This is a genomic window from Candidatus Woesearchaeota archaeon (genome assembly GCA_016187565.1).
Taxonomy (GTDB): domain Archaea; phylum Nanobdellota; class Nanobdellia; order Woesearchaeales; family JACPJR01; genus JACPJR01.
Genome location: JACPJR010000001.1, coordinates 20,345 through 37,933, shown reverse-complemented (window position 1 = coordinate 37,933; position 17,589 = coordinate 20,345). Strand labels below are relative to the sequence as shown.

The following is a 17,589-nucleotide window of genomic DNA, read 5'->3' as shown; positions in this document are numbered from 1 at the left end:
CAAGTCATACTATGAAATTCGCATTAATAGGATCTCACGGAACTGGAAAAACAACCGTCTTCGAACAAATCAGAGTAACACATCCAGAATTTCAGTATTTTCAGGAAGGAGTTCGACATCAAGTTCCTTCTTTTGGTTTTGAAAGCCCGTATGATATAATCGATCGAATAGGGATTGGTGCTTTTGAATTAATGAACCTGAACTCATGGAGTGTCATAGATCCCGCGGTAAACAGTACACTGGACCCGACAAGAACAATTATAACTGATCGTTCTGCAATAGAGGGTTATGCCTATTTTTTGTCATTAAAAACAGAAAGAGATAATGGTGTTGCAGAATTGATAAGACATATGTCGAGGCACTATGCTTCACTCATAGATACGTTTGTGTACTTTCCAATTGGTGTTTTTCCACTTTCTGGCGATCAGATGAGACCTTGTAGACCTGATTTTCAAAGGGAAGTTGATGACAAGGTGAGAGTTGCTTTACAAGAGCTTGATGTACCAATGGACAAGGTTTATCGTCTGCAATCAAAAGATATTGAGGGAAGGGTTAATGAAATATTAGAGGTAATTAACCACTAATCTATTTACTAAGGTTTACTTATTGCTTTGCAAATAAGGTACTCCATGCCATTCTTTTTCGGTCTTTCCAAGCTCCCTGATGATACACATAGCTTACGATCAAGGGCAATACTGAGGTTGCCTCAGCATAGACCATCTGCTCATAGACTGTATCAACCTTTCCCCAAGAACAGGCCTCTTTTAAGGTTGAACTTGAACATGCACCATCACGGACATCTGCTACGGTAATCTGGACCGCATACTTATGGACCGGTACCTTCTTTCCAAGGCATTCTGCACAGACAACCGTATCCTGAGCAAAATTTTTAGGAACCCCACCACCAATCATAAACAATCCCGTAGTAGGTGCCTCAATCTTAATCATGGTGAGCTCACGAAAGTCGCGAACAGAGTCAATCGTGACATGCTTTTCTTTGTTTTTCCATTGATGCATTACCAAACCAAATCCTGCACTTGAGTCCGAAAAGGCTGGACAAAAGATCGGAACCTGATGTTCGTATGCAGTCTGAACTAATGAATTCTTCTTTTTTGCATGAGCTGTCAAATAGTTTCCCATTGCTTTGATAAATTCGCGGGAAGAATATGGCTTTGGTTCCAGGCTATCAGCAATCTTTTGAATAGTTGCATCACAGATTTGGAGTTCATCTTCATCAATATAAGTATCATAGATACGGTCAACATACACGTCACGAAGTGTTTTATCATCCACAAACGGGCTTCCCTTATAGTGCTTAAAGCCTAAGGCTTCAAAAAAATCCATATCAACAATAGATGCACCGGTTGCCACAATAGCATCAACCATATTATATTTTATCATGTCAGCATAGACCTGCATACAGCCACCTGCGCTTGTGCTACCGGCAAGTGTTAAGATAATACTACAGTCTTTTTCGGTAATCATTTGGTTAAGTATCTGTGCTGCCCGTGCCGTGTCTCGAGAAGTAAAAGACATCTGTGCCATAGCAGTAATAATAGGGGTACTATCAAAACTTGTAATATCAATATGACGAACAGTTTCTTTCAAAAGATCCTTTTTATTCATTGCTTTTTCCCTCCCTCAAATCTATAACTTAACAACTTATAGATTAATTTTGCAGCAAGAAAATCAGGTGCTTTATTATGTTCATTCGGACACAGTTCAACAACATCAAAACCAACAATCTGACGATTTTTTGCTACTGTTTTCAACAATGCAAGAACATCATACCAAAACAAGCCCCCAGGTTCAGGTGTACCAGTAGAGGGCATAATACTTGGATCAAAGACATCGAGATCAATAGTAATATAGACCTGTTCTGGTAATTGTGCAAGAACCTGTGGAATCCATTTGCGCTGAGCATCCAAGTTTTCTGCAAAGAATACCTTTCCTTTTTTAAGATAAGGTTTTTCAGAAGCATCCATACTTCGAATCCCAACCTGGATAACAGGACAGTGCTCTTGGGCCCTGGCCATTGCACAGGCATGATTATACTGAGAGCCTTTATAACTTTGCCGCAAATCAGTATGGGCATCAAGCTGAAGTACTGCCAGATCTGGATATTTTGTAGCATGAGCTTTGATCGTACCCACACTTACTGAATGTTCACCGCCAACAACAACACAAAACTTTCCTTGCTGAAGATGAGAAGTTATGCACTGCTCTACTGCCGTAACCATTGCTTCAGGTGATCTTGCTTCAGTTACTGGTTTATCAGTCGCAACACCTTGACGATGTACCTCACTATCAGTCTCAATATCATAGAGTTCCATGTATCCAGAAGCATACATTAACGCGGCTGGTCCTTTGTCGGCACCTTTTATCCATGTGCTAGTACCATCATAAGGCACAGGAACAATAACTACCTTAGCTTTCTTGAAGTCAGTGGATGATGGAGGAAAATCTCCAAATTGATTGATGGCCATTTTGATTAGATCAATTTTCAGTAGCTATTATCAGAGAAGAGTTTTACTTACAGAACAGGATACAGATAATTCGTAAAACACAACGCAACAAGAGCTGTCCCATACTTCTTGCGTACGAAGAAACTCTCTGTCTTAAGCGTTATATCACGCAGTTCATAGGTTTCTGAAAACCCATTGGTATAGAGTTCCTGCAAGCTTGCATTCAGCCTTCGTTGTACTTCTTGCTCAGAAATAGTTCCATTGTGTTCGCAAACTAATCCTCCATATTTCTCTCCGGTCTGTTTGTCATACAACCAACCATAAATAATACCAGCTGTTGCGCGTTGACCTTTTTTTGCATGCGCAACTGCCATAATAGTTTCCATGACAGAACCGTGAATCATTGCACCTTGTTGGGGAACTTCAGTGGCAATAGCAGGCAAGATAGAAGAGTAGGTCATAATATTATACCTCTCAATACCTGCAGACTTCAGTGCCAAATGATAAGAACCAGCGTGAACAGTAATATCGCTTTCTCCGCTTCCCTTCGTAACAAAGTAATCACGGGGAATTCTATTTCCAATAACTAGACCTCTCTGGTTGAGCTGTGAAGACAACGGATAGAGGTCACTCTGCCCTTGTCCGTGCTCCTCAGGAGAAGCCATGAGTACATATCTTTGACGCCCACGCCTCCGAAAAGGCTTTGGCAAGAAGAGGTGCTGTATCAACGTCTGTAATGGAGAAAAAACGGATTGAGACGCCCCTTTCCTGCTGTTGACAAGCGCCATTGATGGTGCGCGTTTCAGTGCAATTATTTGGTCCATCTCTACGCTGTTAGTTTACGAAAGTCACACCCTGCCTTTTTTTTGACAAGCATTCGTTCACTTTAGCAATTTGTAAAATATTTGTTATATATAAAACTTTGCATTTTGAAACCGTTGAAAACATCTTGCAGATCTTACAAGATCTCAACAAAACAACTACAATTCTTTTTGAACGTTTCTGCGTCTGCTTTCGTGCCAACAATTTTTCCCCAATGTATCGGTAGAGCAAGTTTTGGTTGAATAATATTGGCTGCATCAGCTGCTTCTTTGCCATTCATCGTGTATGTTCCACCGACGGGGAACATAGCAACATCAATGTTTTTTATTTTTTGCATTTCAGGAATGTTGTCAGTATCGCCAGCATGGTAATACCGTTTCCCTTCAACCGTAAGAATGTAACCAACCCAAGCATTTGCTTTTGGATGAAATGGTTTGTTGATGTTGTAGGCAGGAACTACGTCAACAGCAATTCCCTCAACAGTAAAACTATCTCCTGGTTTCACGGTATGAACAGGCATCCCAAGAATTTTTCCACAATCTGCTGGTCCATAGATGATTGTTTTTTTGTCAAGGATCTGTTGAACACTTGCCCTGTCGCAGTGATCATAGTGGCTGTGGGTAATAAAAATAAAATCTGCTTTTTGTGTTTCCTTAATCTGCCATGGATCAAGGTAAATGATTTTATGACCACGCAGCATAAATCCAGACTGCCCCAACCATCGTAATCCTTCAACCATTGCCATCACCTCATCTCCGTATAAGCAGTACTTTTATTTAAAGATTTACCTGAAGATTTAAAAGAGACTATGCATTACTGGTCATAAACTAAATAATCTACAGAGACCAAACCATGAAACTCCGCATGCAACATGGAGCTCAAACAGATACCACTATTCTTGAAAACCCTTCACAGATCTTAGGAGATCCCATTCCTGCAGAGATGGAAGAGCACCGTTTCTGGGCTTATGTCCTTCAACGTATCCAAAGGATGACTGATTCTCCTGTGCTTCACCAAATTGGACTTGAAGAAATTATCGAGCGAATCAGAGCCAAGCCAAAAAAAAACGCTCGGACAAGTTGGGAGCAAGAAATCTTCGATGCACTCAAGGATTTTGGAGATAATGACCTTGGCACTACCCAGCAAGGAGGATTAGCTACTTACGAATTCGGTACGGGAATACCTTTTTTCTCTACAGAAACAGATTCCCCTGGATTTAATAACTTTAAAGAGTCACCATGGCTTGCAGGTTCAACGTACGATCTTGTTTTCTCTTGTATCCCATCTCATGGCTATTATGTACAACCAAAGTATGAGAATGGAAATCCTGTAAGCCGTCTCTTGAGGAATAAGGGGAAACCTTCGCTTATACAGAAGATGATGTCCACCATCCCTCAGGGATATGGTATTACGGTTCTTGATAATTGGTTTGGATCTTCTTTTAGCTTTAATGGCTCTCCTTGTTATGAGACATTGATTGCAGAAATCCAGGCAGAGAGTAGGGTGAATGCACTACGCCCTCTCGTTGTTTTTTTAGAGTCATCTTCTTGCCCTTACCTAGGTGATGTTTTTACTAATGATCCAACCCTCTCAGTTCAGACTACGTTTTTAAGAGACCTGAGAAGAACGTATGAAGGAGTCGTTGGTGATTACACGAATCTCTATAAGGGATATGCATCTCTTCGTGATCCAAACATTACAACTGAACAAGTCAAAGAAGCAATTGAAGAATTATTGATGTCTGGCGTTGTTATGAAAACTGGTGATGATAGGATGCAATTATGCCGTCTCATTAGTAACCCATGAGTGGTTCGAAGGATTTATATAGTGGTTAATCGTCTTTGACAGGAGAGGACGTTCTCGAAAAGAGAAACAAAAAAGACGGAAAATGGTCAATCCCTATCTCAGTAGAGTCATGGTTAAGAGTTGTATTCTTTTAGAATTATGTCTCATTGTTGTCTTAGTGAAGTTTTTTCCTATCGCAGCTTACCCAAGCATCATAGCAATTATTGTTGTCGGTGGGTATTTTTTGGTCAAGGACATACTCAAACACAACATTGAAGAGCAGGTCACTGTCCAACCTCAACAAGAAGCAGCAGTACATCCACAACCGGTTCAGGAACAATCACCAAAGAAAGATAACGAAAAAGACAGTAAAGAGCATAACCATCAGGAAAAAAAAGAAGGAAAAGAAGAAGAGAACAAAGAAGTAAAAGAACTAGAGGATAACACAGAAGAAAAGAAGGAAGAGAGCGTTCATACTCCTGAAAAAGGTACAAAACAAAAAAAAGAGGAAGAGAGTGAAAGAGACGATAATAAACACAGTAAACGAGAGACAAAGAAGAAGGAAGAAACAAAGGCACATGAACAACCAAAAAAGACAGAGAAACAAGAAACAAACGAAGTAACTAAAAAAGAAGAGATAAATAAAGAGCACTCAGGACATGAGACCGAATGGGATAAAATCATTCGTGAGATTGCTGAAGGTCAATGATCTTCGCATGAGTAAAAAAAGAGGACATGGAGATGTGGAGAAAAGCCCAAGTAAGTATGGAATACCTCACCCTCATGGGATTTACGCTTCTCTTACTGATCCCTATTATTTACATTTTCTCATTACAGTCTGCAGAGAGCAGTGAAGATGTTGGTGTTGCCCAGACCAGTGCCATTGGCGACAAGATTATTGAAGCTGCCGATCAAGTCTATTATCTAGGCGAACCATCAAAAACAACGTTGAAGGCTTACTTTCCTGATGCCATTGAGAATGTAACGATCGTCAGTAATGCACTTGTTTTCACCCTAGAAACACGTGCAGGCATTTCTGATATGGTTAAGATCTCTCGGATAAACTTAACAGGTTCACTTTCTCCGGTATCAGGGTTCCATGAAATTGTTATTCAGGCAACCGAAAATGGTGTTACGATTACCGATTCCTAAGCAACGAGCACAATTAACCTTTGAATTTTTCATGCTCATAGCATTTGGCTTTCTTGTTTTGATACTCATATTCATCATCGTTGGAGAAGAAGTTCAGACGCTTCGACAGCAACAAGAATTTAATGTAGGTAGAGACCTGGCTTTCTCTCTGCAAACTGAGCTGTATCTTGCTGCTGAAGTCGAGCCTAATTATTTCCGCGAGTTTTATGTTCCTGATACTATCAAAGGAGTCCATTTTAATGTTACGATGACCAATGAACGATTAATCATAACAACAAAGAATTTTGAGCATGTCCGTATTGTACCTCCAGTAACCGGCTTATTTGTGTTAGGGCAGTACAATAACCTTTCCAATAGAGGAGGAACATTGTTCCTGAATTCGTAGGATAAGCAGATCTTATCTGCCAGCCATCATTGGGGAAAATAACCTATGTCGCTACTAAAACAACAAAAAGGACAAGCATGGGATCTTGACTTTATTCTAGCCATGGTCCTCTTCATTGTGGTTGTCTTGGTTTTTTTTGAATTCTACATGAACTTTTTCCCTAAACAAGGGCTTTCCTACAATGACCTTAAGGTTGACGCAAAAATCATTGCAAATCAATTGATGGTCAGGGGCTATCCGTTTAATTGGACGAGTACGAATGTCAGTCGGATTGGGATTACGAACAGTGATAATCGCATCAATGAGAGTAAGGTTGCTGAGTTTGCCAGCCTTGACTATGACCAAACAAGAACATTGCTCGGAACTTCTTTTGATTATTTTGTGTACTTCCAACAGTATGAACGAAGAATCAATGAGACTGGGTTGTTGAATAACCTTACCGTTACCAGTAAGGGAGGTTCTTCTGGCTGTGACAGCTCCTCGTGTTGGGTAGCCGATGGTTCAGGATGGCTCAATGTGAGTCATTCAGGGTTACCAGTCGAAGGGAATCTTACCTTTACCTACCATTTCCAAGAAAACCTAAGCCAGACCATGCAAAACGTAAGTGTAACTATTGGAGGTATCAGTCAAACTAGGGGAGACCAGGGATTTTCTGATGGATGGTATGAGTACAGCTTTCCGACCTTATTTCCCTTTACTGCACCAACAACAACCATTTCTATGAATAGTAGCTGTAATGCTGGAGCAAGTTGTGTAGGAACCTCAAAGGTTACGGTAGATTCCTATAGGATCAACGGCAACATTCCTGACGAGCATCTTGTTTCAATCGGAGGGGTCTGTGGCATTGGAAGTCCGGAAGTTGTCATCAATATAACCAGCGATGCTGCATACTATTGGAATACGAATAGTGTTATGCGGGATGAAATGATCGATTTAGGAGCTGACCTTTACAGCACAACCGGAGATATTAACGGAGACTTAAATGACCTGCTCAATAATGCAAGTAAGTATGGATTTATACTCTTTGAAGATCCTGAGTTTAGTACAGCTGACCTTTCATTAGTACAACCAGTTGTTTCGAACACAATGGCTACTACATTTATGGTAGGTTCTATTCGAGGCACTGGAAACTATAATGCATTCAGCGTTCAGTTAAAAGGAGTAAGTAGTAGTGGCACAACGACAATTATTGCAGAAGACTCTGCATTGCCTTTTCGCCTAGGGGAAAACATGAGTTACAATGGGGATCATACATGTGTATGGAGCCATATAGGGGCATTGAATTATGTGGCTCTTGGAAATTATTCGGGAGGTGGATCATGTAATTCACATGAGACTATAGCATCCTGGGATTATGGGAGAAGTAGGATCTATTATTTTGGCCGGATGAATGCAACTTACCAAGGAAAACCAACCATTGAAGATGAACTCAAAGAAGGAGCAGCAAACTTTATTACCACGCAATGTGGTGATCCTGTTTTCACTATGGAATCTGAACATTTGGCAAAGATCGTACGCTTACCGATCTATGAGTCTGACACGGTTGCCATGGTTCTCTTAGTCTGGACCTAATAGTGATACGCTCATAATAGGGATAAAGTAACAGAGGATACAATAAAATGACACGTCGAAAAAAAGGTGTACTGTTTGTAACAGACGCAATCCTTGGCATTGCTCTCCTTGTCCTCGGCATGATCCTCTTAACTGTTTTTTTGGTGACTGAAGAACCAATTCTCCAGTCTACGTATAGCTCACAGGATGCTGTTGACTTTCTTGCAACAATAAAAGTGGGAGAACTCGAAAGCTCTTATCTTGCCTATCTCATCAATGGAAGTGATGCAACTGATACCACGGCAAGTGTTTTGGAAATGATTGGAATATATGTAGTCAAGAATGAAACAGAGCTTGCTCGAAATCTCTCGGCAACCATCCTTGAGAAGTATATTCCATCACGTTATGGCTTTGAAGTCCTTGTTGGCGGAGAATCCGTCTACCAGAGAAATAAAACAACAACAGCAAAAGCAACCATTACCTCTAAACGGATGGTAACGGGTATTGAATTAGGAAAACCAGTTGAAGGTGTTACCACACAAGTCCACCTCACCAAGATTCTCGATAGGACACTTTCCAGTTATGCTTATTTTGGTGGCTTTGAAGGCCAGGGAAACATCACCAAGGTAATTGACGATATTCCTGACGATGCAACCATTGTTTCAGTTGAGATAGAGGGTGATCTCGAAGTGCCATTTAACCTCTCTATTAATGACATCCATTGTAACGATATGGTACCTATAGGGGGTAACCTCACAGCAGATTATTGGAATGTGACCTCCTGCGCTTCTTCTCTGGTGAAAGGATATGGAAACCAGAACAACTTTACCTTAGCCTTTGCCTCTGGAACACTAAGTGATGCATTTGTGGCTGGAGGATTTATCCGAGTAAGATATGAAACCAATCAACTGATTAATCCAAAATACTACCAGTTGAGTGCAAAGAATGGGAGTTGGGTTTATCCTTTACCTGGCATCAACGGCTTAATTAATGTCTTCTCATCCTTCTATGTTCCAGGAACATTAACCGGAATGGAGATCTACCTTAACTATTGGGTAAACTTTAGTAATAGTTCACAAGTACTGGTCTTCAGCGTTGCTAATACGACAGTGTATAGTGAAGAGAATGCAACCCCTCCCCAGCAGATAAGACTCAATAGTACCTATCTAGGGGGTGTCATTAATTATAATGCATTCACGAAAAGTACTGTTCCCTTCCGTTTTGGATTTGCAAATTTTAGTGAATTTCTGCTTAATGGGAACGCTGATGTTGTTCTGGTCAATGATTTCTCAGGAAGTATGGAGTGGTGCATGGTTGATGGCTATCGAGAAACAGACTATGCAGTCCAAGGCACCCATCCCATAACCAAACAAACCATCTGTAGCTACCAACAAGCCGTTTCCTATTGTCCACAAGAGGTTGTCAACAGAACATATGTTGAAGAGCAGGGTAAAAGCTTCAGTATGTTTAGAGACCATGTCATCAATGATTCAGTAACCCTCAATATGTCGCTTCGCGTCATGACCATGAGCAACACCACTGGCTTTGACGGTGCAGTTGCTGGCACTCTTTTCTTTCTCGGGTGTAATGTGACTGCTCTCTCTGGTTACAGTCTTGAAACTGATCTCACCACGCCAAGAATCTATCCAGATACAGTTACCAGTGGGAATGTTACCTTCGGACCAAGAAATACAACAACCTTCCCCTATAATGGCACTACCTTAAATGAGCTTTACCTAGCAACAGCACAAGTCCCTGTACCGGGAATAGTTTCTAATGTCAGCTATCTCTTTGGATTTACTGATCCTGAGAATGTTGATGGATTTATCGTTAATCTCACCTGTACTATGACTCCCTCCTTTCTGATTGTCAATGAGGGAAATTTACCAGTAATTGGTTTTAAAGAGTACAACGCAACCATTTTTGTGGGTACAGAAAAAGCCTCTGATCCCATTGATGTTTTCCAAAGACCGTTTGGAGACTATACGGCATTTCAGAATTATACCAATGTCAAGAAAGTTGAGGCACTGAAGAATGCAGTTTCCTTCTTTATCAACACGATTTTAAATGTAAGCGGTAATAAGATTGGGTTGGTAGATTTTGCCGGGCCTGGTTTTTTGGCAAATACAACCACAGGACCATGCACCAATGGTACCTATTGGGACCTTCCTTTTGATGGTGATGATAGTAGCGGTATGGTTACTTTTACCCAAACAATGGATGAGCAATATGTCAACTATACACATACAGATGATGGGGTCAGTGGCTGGTTGAACTTTACGACAAATCTTTCTTTAGTGAACCAGTACCTTCAAACAACCTGGAACCAAACATGGCTACTCCAAACATGCATCTGCTGCGGTATGTACAAAGCGATCAATCTCACGGCAAATTTAAGTTCAGCAGATCGAGCAAAATTCATCATCATGATGACTGACGGAGTACCAACCGTACCAAGCTGTGATGCTGAATTCTATGGGAAAAATATGACCATTCCTTCGCTTGGCGAGCAGTATGTAGGTCCCGGGTTATCGGCCAATAAATCGGCAAATATTGCATGGAAGAACTATTCCATCAGGGTTGACACTATTGGCTTTGGTCCAGAAGTTCTGTATACTGAATTTTTCTTACGAAACATGAGTCAGTCTGGAAATGGAACCTACTTCTATGCCGGAAGCTATGAAGAACTTTTAGAGGCCTATAGCAACCTTTCAGAAGACATTCTGAATGTGACGTACTCAGGACAACAGGCAAACGTCAGTAGCGATATTACGGCAACAAAGCTCTATCCAGATTCCTACATTAAAATAAATTTTACTCCAGAGCTTGATCCCATAGAATACGGAGAGATCTCTCTTGATTTTGACCGCAGAAATGGAAATACCAATTGCAGCCAAGAACTACCAGTCGGAGATGCATTTAGGGTAATCAATGCAAAGATTACTTCCTACTCAGGTTCATACTGGACACGACTATTAACGGTAAACAACAATATAGCCTATAATCTGACCTTGTATGGCCAAACCTACAGTACCTTAGGAGATCCTTTCGAGGTAACAATCCCCTATGGAATGGTTGCCTCTAATACGACCAATAATATTACGCTTACCATAGGTAATGATCCTTCAAGCAGTCAGGAATGTTCTGCAAACAACTCCTTAATCTACACCGGCATGTTAAACACGCTTGTTCCTTACTCTGAAGTATACCCACTTTCAGAAGGATGCACCTGGGAGATTGAACATGAAATAGCAGGTACGTCAAACCTTACCGTACCGGAAAATTATCTTGGAAGCAACGCCTGTTCTTTTACGAGTACGATGGTTTCCTATAATATCAATGATTCCTATCAAGATGTGGTTTACCAGCTTCTCAACAAGATTGATTTCAATGCAAATAACAAAACTGATATCCGATTTAATACCACCGGATTAGTCGTAGAAGTCTCGAGAATTTCCCGAGTTCCCTACTTACATGGGCCTACCATGGTAGAAGTACGGGTATGGCAATAAATACATAACTAAATACTGCAGGACGAGTAATTACACAAATGATACGACATATGAAGAAGATACATCAGAACAAACGGGGAATGTTTTTTACGATTATTGCTGTTTTATTGATAGGGCTTGCGGTCTTCGCAGTAACCATAAGAACTCAGTATAGCTTGAGAGAACGGGCTTATGTCATCGAAACACGGGTGCTTACCATGAACTCGTTTATTAAAGATGTGAACCGAGATCTTGAACGGGCGTTATACATAGCCTCGTTTCGAAGCTTCTTAGCACTACAAGCATACACATCGCAAAACCAAACCTATCTCAGCAATACGCAAGAGGCCTTTACCGAGCTTGTCATGAACGGCACCTTATTTGGAGATCCAATGCTCTTTATTAATGACTCTCATTTGACCAGATGGTTGGAAGCTATTAATCAAGAAGGAAATGAAATTGGGGTAAACATCAGTTTTTCAAATATTAACGTTACGCTCTACCAAGAAGATCCGTGGTTTGTTACCGTTGACCTTAACATCAGTTTCACCGTTGTGGATACAAAAGGATTAGCACAATGGGAAGTAAATACCAGCACAAAAACACAGATTAATATCACTGATTTTGATGATCCGATCTATAGCATCAAGAGCGAAGGAACAGAATTTAACCGCATTGTCAAGAGTCCGATAAATGTCTTTGTCATTGGAAATGATACCTCACCACTGATGGAGCACATCAGTAAAGGGTACTACATTGCTACCAATATTTCACCCAGTTTTCTCATGCGTTTTGAATATAACTTAACGCCATCTCCTTATGGTATAGAAAGCCTTGTTGCTGTTGCCAATATTAGTGAGATAAGGTTTATTAAAAATAGGACTATTGTTGACTTTTACTATTGGAACGGGGTTGAGCCAAGCCCCATTTATAGAATCAACCAAACACCTGATTGGGTTCTCATCGATAATGAAAGTGGAAGATTAAATTACTATGGGATACCGCAAAATATGGTTTTCACCCCCTAATCCAAAAGACAGCATATAGATGGTACGATGAAAGAATTGGTTACGAAAACTATTTAAATGAAGGAGAACTCTACCTGTGAAGTATTCATGGAGATAATCGGCGGATAAGAGAGGAACACACGAATGAAGAATGCGATGATTGAAACGGGTGTTGATAAGCTCGTAAAGTTAGTTGAAGAACGAAAACGTATTTCTGTTGCTGACGCTGCAAAAGAGCTTGGCGTCCTTGTTCCTGTTATCGAAGAATGGGCTGAATTCTTAGAAGAAGAAAGATTGCTCAGTATTGAGTATAAACTGGCCACAACCTATCTTGTTGTTAGAAAGTTAACCAAAAAAGACATTGAAAAGAAAGAAGATGATTTCCAGAAACATAAGGACCTCTTTGTAAGAAAAGTAAAGACGGCCTTGATAAATCTTGACCAAGAAACAATAAGCCTTGATGAAATCAAAGCACGATTTGAGGAACTCAAGCAAAAAATGGAGTCTCGGGCTTCTCATGTCAAGGACGAATTAGAACAGCTTGAGAAGTACGACGATATCAAAAAGAATATTGATGCTGAGATGGCAAAGCAAGAGGAGCTTTTCCATCAAAAAATTCTGGAACTTCATAAAGTTGTCGAGAGAGAGCAACGAAGATTCAAGGATGTCATTAGCGGAATTAGCGGTGAGGAAAAACGGCTGAGCGAGACCATGCTCAAGATGGCAACTATGCAAGAGCAGGAGAAAATTCTGAAAAACAAGCTTGATCAATATCGTGATTTAATTGACAAAATCAAAGAAGAAGTAAATACTGATGATAAGACTATTAAAGTAAGCGAAGATCATATTACCAACTTAACAAAACAGGCAACAGACATTGAACAAAAGATCCAAGCAAAAAAGGATACGATTACCAAGCTCATTGCAGAGAGTAAAGGACATGAAGAGAAAGTACTTGAAATCCAGAAAGCAATTGTCAGAAAGCTCAAAGAAAAAAAAGAGTTTTTAACAAAGGATATGAACAAAACAACAGACATTGCACAGGAGTTTAACGCATTCCTCGAAAAGAAAAGTGTAATGGAAGAAACAATTGGAAAGATTGATAAAGAAAGAGATGCTTTACGAAAAGAATTAAAGGAATTAACAAAAAAAGCATTACTGTTTGACATTAGCTCACGTTCAACAACCGTAACAGAGCATATCAAAGGATTAGAGGAAAAACTGGAAGAGTTCAATAAAAAGCGAAATAAGCTTTCACGAACCTTAGAAAAACTGGTGAGCCTTGTCAAAAAGAAATAACTCAAGTTCCTATAATGTTAAAAGAGCAGATACCTTTAAATGACACCTAAACATAAAGGAAAATAACGCGAGGGAATCGCTATGGTAGAAAAAAAAGAGGTAGTTGATACAAAAGAGGCTAAACCAAAGTTTCCTCCACAAAAAGGAGAGAAAAATAAACCAGAGATTTCTGAAGATCCTTCTTCTAAACTATTAGTAAAAAAAGTGCCACAAGAACAAGAACAAAAGCTTATTGAGGCCTATGATTTTGTCTCAAACAAAATTCCGGTCATGGTTCGCATCCATATGATTGCTGAGGAGTTCGTTCCGGTTTATGAAGTCTCCTTATCAAAGATTAGCAAGACAACAGAAATCATTCTCGAAAAGATAAGAAGGGAACTCATCAAGGAAGTAACACTCGGTATGGTTGATTTAACGAGTACAAAAGAGACAGGAGTTATCGAGAACAAGTTCAGCGAGACTATTAAAGAACTGGTTGAGAAGTATTTCCCGGATATGGAAGTAGAAACAAAAGAATTTCTTGCAAGCTACTTGATCCAGAAAAGCCTTGGCTTGGGAAGTATCGAGATTCTTATGAGTGATGCAAACCTGGAAGAGATCGCTATTAACCAGAGTGAAGAACCCGTCTGGGTTTACCATCGAAAACATGGATGGCTAAAAACAAACATTTACCTCAAAGATGAAAATCAGACAAAGCATTATGCCACCATGATCGCACGAAAGGTTGGTCGTCAGGTTACGCTTTTAGAGCCATTACTTGATGCACATCTTGATGAAGGAGACCGAGTAAACGCTACGCTCAGTCCGATTTCTACTCGAGGAAATACGATAACCATCCGAAAATTCTCCCGAGACCCATGGACGATTACGCGTTTTATTACATCAAGAACGATTTCGATTCCCGCAGCATCCCTCATCTGGCTTGCTATTCAGTATGAGCTTTCAGCAATTATTGCAGGAGGTACGGCATCAGGAAAAACAAGTATGCTCAATGTTGTCTCAAATTTCTTCCCACCAAATCAACGTATTATCTCTATTGAAGATACGCGAGAGATTCAGTTACCAAAATTTTTGCACTGGTTGCCCATGTCAACCCGACAGCCAAACCCTGAAGGAAAGGGTGGTATCAGCATGCTTGATCTACTCGTTAACTCGCTGAGACAGAGACCAGACCGTATCTTAGTCGGAGAAGTAAGAAGAAAAAAAGAAGCAGAGGTCTTGTTTGAAGCAATTCATACGGGTCATAGTGTCTATGCTACCTTCCACGCGAATAATGCTGAAGAAGCCATAACAAGGCTAACCAGCCCTCCCATTGATATACCTAAAGTGCTTATGCCAGCCATCAGCTTAATTGTAACCCAATTTAGAAATCGTCGATTAGGATTCAGGCGAACATTCCAAATTGCCGAGATCCTGCCTACTGGAGAAACAAATGTGCTCATGCAATTTGACACCAGAGAAGATACCCTGAAAAGGGTTAATCCCTCACGATCATTATTAAACACGTTACAGATGTACACCGGCTTTAGCCCGAAAGAAATCAGCGTTATCCTCAAGGAGAAAGAAATGGTCCTTTCCTACCTTGTTGCTAACAACATTGACACGGTTGATAGTGTTGGACGCATCATGGCAGAGTATTACACCAACAAGGATGCCCTGATGAAGAATTACGTCATCCCGAATAGGAAGTTTGGGTGATTGCCATAGGGATAAAAGTCTTTTTCAAAGGGTTAAGCGAACGTTATAGTGGATTAAAGATAAAGCTCCAGCAAGCATCCATGCCTGATGAGCCAGAGGTATTTATCCAGAAAACATTCATGACGTCGCTCTACGTAACATTAGCTGTTGTGATTATCTTGTTTCTGTTTCTTGGAAAGTCAGATATTCCTCCGATTCTTATCCTTATTGGAGCTCCCATCGTGTTTATAGTCTTATTTAATTATTTGATGCGGATTCCTGATTTAAAAGCGATTCATGTCGACAAAGAGATACGAAAAGAGATTGTTTTTGCAGGCAGATTTCTGATCATTGAATTGGAATCAGGCGTTCCCTTGTACAATGCTCTGGTCAATGCTTCACAGCATTACAAAGCCATAGGACAAAGTTTTAAGCGAATCGTGGACAAAGTAGATTTAGGGACGTCGCTCGAGGAAGCCATTAATGAAGAAACTGAAATAACTCCTTCAGCAAATCTACGAAAGATTCTGTGGCAGATTTTAAATTCCTTAAAAACAGGGAGTGATATCTCAAAATCATTAAACTCTGTTATCGATCAGGTTGTGCAAGAACAACGAATTGAAGTAAGTGCCTATGGAAGGAAGTTAAACCCACTTGCCATGTTTTATCTTATGTTCGCGATAATCATGCCTTCCTTAGGAGCGACCATCTTCCTTATCCTTTCTACCTTTATTGGACTTCAAATTTCCCTTCCCGTTTTTTTAATGTTTGCAGGATTTGTTGGCTTTGTTCAATTCATCTTTGTCTCGGTCGTCAAGGCCCAGAGACCAGCAGTACAGTTTTAGGAGCCTCACCATGAATCCCTTAGACCACTTCAAAAAGTTTCACAAGCCAGTCCCAAAAGAAAACCTCCAAGAAGAGAAGCCAAAGAAGGAAAAGAAAACAAAATCGCAGATAAAACGAATGCTGCGATCGTACTTAGAAAAGGCAGGCCTGACTATAGAAGAAGGTGCACTCAACAAACGCGTTATTCTTGCCAGTATCATTTTAGGAGCGCTTGCCATTCTTCTTGTTCTCTTCAAAGCAGACGCTACTCAGTATTATTCAGCAGGTCTTATTGTGTTCTTTTTTATCATAGGCTGGGTTGCATTAGCGGTTTTTTTTGTATTTCTCATATACACCTTCCTGTACATTTATGTTGACCTCCTCATGTATCAACGAAGGCTGCAAATTGAAGAAGTCTTTCCTGACTTTTTACAGTTAACCTCTGCCAATATCCGTGCAGGAATGACCATTGATAAAGCACTCTGGTATGCAGTCCGCCCACGTTTTGGTATTCTCGCGAAAGAGATTGAGATTGTGGCTAAAGAAACATTAACCGGTGTTGATCTTAAAGTAGCGCTTACCCAATTTGCAGATAAATATGATTCCGATATAATTAAGCAATCTGTTCACATTCTTATCGAGGGTATCGAAGCAGGTGGTGAAGTCGGCGATCTGTTGAACAAAATTGCCTCTAATATCCAAGAATCGAGGATCATGAAACAAGAGATGAGCGCGAATGTTACCACGTACATTATCTTTATTAGTTTCGCTGCCGTGGTAGCCGCACCAATTCTCTTTGGACTAGCCTCCCAGATTTTGGGAGTCATCCATAATGTTATGGGAAGTGTTATTGTACCTGAAACAACAAGCGTCAGTTCGCTCCCAATTAATTTCAGTGAGCCGATATTAACACAGGATGATTTTGCCATTTTTGTTTATGCATCGCTCTTCCTAACCTCACTCTTTTCAGGCATGATGGTATCAGTAATTAAGTACGGAAATGTCAAGGAAGGATGGAAGTATATTCCCATATTTATTATCTGCTCTATAATTATTTTCTTCTTAGCTAACAAACTTTTGGGAAGCTTCTTTGGAAAGATCATTTAGTCAAAGTTTTCTATGCCAATCTT

At 40.3% G+C, this 17,589-nt stretch carries 16 protein-coding genes; 12 read left to right on the top strand and 4 right to left on the bottom strand.

Annotated elements, in window-relative coordinates; all coding sequences use genetic code 11:
• Positions 1–11: 11 nt before the first annotated feature.
• Complete coding sequence (locus HYW21_00155) at positions 12–584, top strand: AAA family ATPase (GenBank protein MBI2547742.1); 573 nt, start codon at positions 12–14, stop codon at positions 582–584.
• A 19-nt stretch (positions 585–603) separates the two neighbouring features.
• Here the strand turns inward: HYW21_00155 and HYW21_00150 are convergent, their stop codons facing one another.
• From HYW21_00150 to HYW21_00135, 4 genes are all read right to left on the bottom strand, one after another.
• A complete protein-coding gene (locus HYW21_00150) occupies positions 604–1,626 on the bottom strand; it encodes a deoxyhypusine synthase (protein MBI2547741.1) in 1,023 nt (340 codons plus the stop codon).
• The gene (speB, locus tag HYW21_00145; GenBank protein MBI2547740.1) at positions 1,623–2,486 is read right to left on the bottom strand and encodes an agmatinase; all 864 of its coding nucleotides are present in this window, start codon (positions 2,484–2,486) and stop codon (positions 1,623–1,625) included. Before speB ends, HYW21_00150 begins: the two co-directional genes overlap by 4 nt.
• A 47-nt stretch (positions 2,487–2,533) precedes the next feature.
• Positions 2,534–3,289, bottom strand: coding sequence for a pyruvoyl-dependent arginine decarboxylase (locus HYW21_00140; protein ID MBI2547739.1), 756 nt, complete (start codon positions 3,287–3,289; stop codon positions 2,534–2,536).
• Positions 3,290–3,423: 134 nt separating this feature from the next.
• Positions 3,424–4,026 carry an MBL fold metallo-hydrolase gene (locus HYW21_00135; GenBank protein ID MBI2547738.1) on the bottom strand — a complete coding sequence of 201 codons (603 nt, stop codon included), beginning with the start codon at positions 4,024–4,026 and terminating at the stop codon, positions 3,424–3,426.
• A 113-nt stretch (positions 4,027–4,139) separates the two neighbouring features.
• On the opposite strand from HYW21_00135, the gene HYW21_00130 reads away from it, so the two are divergent.
• The 11 genes from HYW21_00130 to HYW21_00080 all read left to right on the top strand — a co-directional run bounded on the left by HYW21_00130 (position 4,140) and on the right by HYW21_00080 (position 17,566).
• Complete coding sequence (locus HYW21_00130) at positions 4,140–5,093, top strand: hypothetical protein (protein ID MBI2547737.1); 954 nt, start codon at positions 4,140–4,142, stop codon at positions 5,091–5,093.
• Positions 5,094–5,175: 82 nt separating this feature from the next.
• The gene (locus HYW21_00125; GenBank protein ID MBI2547736.1) at positions 5,176–5,781 is read left to right on the top strand and encodes a hypothetical protein; all 606 of its coding nucleotides are present in this window, start codon (positions 5,176–5,178) and stop codon (positions 5,779–5,781) included.
• Positions 5,782–5,807: 26 nt separating this feature from the next.
• Positions 5,808–6,224 (top strand): hypothetical protein, encoded by a 417-nt coding sequence (locus HYW21_00120; protein ID MBI2547735.1) that lies wholly within the window; start codon positions 5,808–5,810, stop codon positions 6,222–6,224.
• Positions 6,199–6,609, top strand: coding sequence for a hypothetical protein (locus HYW21_00115; protein ID MBI2547734.1), 411 nt, complete (start codon positions 6,199–6,201; stop codon positions 6,607–6,609). Before HYW21_00120 ends, HYW21_00115 begins: the two co-directional genes overlap by 26 nt.
• A gap of 45 nt (positions 6,610–6,654) precedes the next feature.
• Positions 6,655–8,181, top strand: a complete 1,527-nt coding sequence (locus HYW21_00110; GenBank protein MBI2547733.1) for a hypothetical protein — start codon at positions 6,655–6,657, stop codon at positions 8,179–8,181.
• 47 nt (positions 8,182–8,228) lie between these two features.
• Entirely contained in the window at positions 8,229–11,672 is a 3,444-nt protein-coding gene (locus HYW21_00105) for a hypothetical protein (GenBank protein MBI2547732.1), read from the top strand.
• A 38-nt stretch (positions 11,673–11,710) separates the two neighbouring features.
• Complete coding sequence (locus HYW21_00100; protein MBI2547731.1) at positions 11,711–12,679, top strand: hypothetical protein; 969 nt, start codon at positions 11,711–11,713, stop codon at positions 12,677–12,679.
• A 123-nt stretch (positions 12,680–12,802) separates the two neighbouring features.
• The gene (locus HYW21_00095; GenBank protein MBI2547730.1) at positions 12,803–13,957 is read left to right on the top strand and encodes a hypothetical protein; all 1,155 of its coding nucleotides are present in this window, start codon (positions 12,803–12,805) and stop codon (positions 13,955–13,957) included.
• An 81-nt stretch (positions 13,958–14,038) separates the two neighbouring features.
• The gene (locus HYW21_00090) at positions 14,039–15,655 is read left to right on the top strand and encodes a CpaF family protein (protein ID MBI2547729.1); all 1,617 of its coding nucleotides are present in this window, start codon (positions 14,039–14,041) and stop codon (positions 15,653–15,655) included.
• Positions 15,652–16,479, top strand: a complete 828-nt coding sequence (locus HYW21_00085; protein ID MBI2547728.1) for a type II secretion system F family protein — start codon at positions 15,652–15,654, stop codon at positions 16,477–16,479. Before HYW21_00090 ends, HYW21_00085 begins: the two co-directional genes overlap by 4 nt.
• Before the next feature lie 10 nt (positions 16,480–16,489).
• Positions 16,490–17,566 carry a type II secretion system F family protein gene (locus HYW21_00080; GenBank protein MBI2547727.1) on the top strand — a complete coding sequence of 359 codons (1,077 nt, stop codon included), beginning with the start codon at positions 16,490–16,492 and terminating at the stop codon, positions 17,564–17,566.
• The last annotated feature ends 23 nt before the right edge of the window (positions 17,567–17,589 follow it).

Coding starts and splice junctions, on each gene's coding strand:
- HYW21_00155 (MBI2547742.1), top strand. CDS start 12: ATGAAATTCGCATTAATAGGATCTCACGGAACTGGAAAAACAACCGTC.
- HYW21_00150 (MBI2547741.1), bottom strand. CDS start 1,626: ATGAATAAAAAGGATCTTTTGAAAGAAACTGTTCGTCATATTGATATT.
- speB (MBI2547740.1), bottom strand. CDS start 2,486: ATGGCCATCAATCAATTTGGAGATTTTCCTCCATCATCCACTGACTTC.
- HYW21_00140 (MBI2547739.1), bottom strand. CDS start 3,289: ATGGACCAAATAATTGCACTGAAACGCGCACCATCAATGGCGCTTGTC.
- HYW21_00135 (MBI2547738.1), bottom strand. CDS start 4,026: ATGGTTGAAGGATTACGATGGTTGGGGCAGTCTGGATTTATGCTGCGT.
- HYW21_00130 (MBI2547737.1), top strand. CDS start 4,140: ATGAAACTCCGCATGCAACATGGAGCTCAAACAGATACCACTATTCTT.
- HYW21_00125 (MBI2547736.1), top strand. CDS start 5,176: ATGGTCAATCCCTATCTCAGTAGAGTCATGGTTAAGAGTTGTATTCTT.
- HYW21_00120 (MBI2547735.1), top strand. CDS start 5,808: ATGGAGATGTGGAGAAAAGCCCAAGTAAGTATGGAATACCTCACCCTC.
- HYW21_00115 (MBI2547734.1), top strand. CDS start 6,199: ATGGTGTTACGATTACCGATTCCTAAGCAACGAGCACAATTAACCTTT.
- HYW21_00110 (MBI2547733.1), top strand. CDS start 6,655: ATGTCGCTACTAAAACAACAAAAAGGACAAGCATGGGATCTTGACTTT.
- HYW21_00105 (MBI2547732.1), top strand. CDS start 8,229: ATGACACGTCGAAAAAAAGGTGTACTGTTTGTAACAGACGCAATCCTT.
- HYW21_00100 (MBI2547731.1), top strand. CDS start 11,711: ATGATACGACATATGAAGAAGATACATCAGAACAAACGGGGAATGTTT.
- HYW21_00095 (MBI2547730.1), top strand. CDS start 12,803: ATGAAGAATGCGATGATTGAAACGGGTGTTGATAAGCTCGTAAAGTTA.
- HYW21_00090 (MBI2547729.1), top strand. CDS start 14,039: ATGGTAGAAAAAAAAGAGGTAGTTGATACAAAAGAGGCTAAACCAAAG.
- HYW21_00080 (MBI2547727.1), top strand. CDS start 16,490: ATGAATCCCTTAGACCACTTCAAAAAGTTTCACAAGCCAGTCCCAAAA.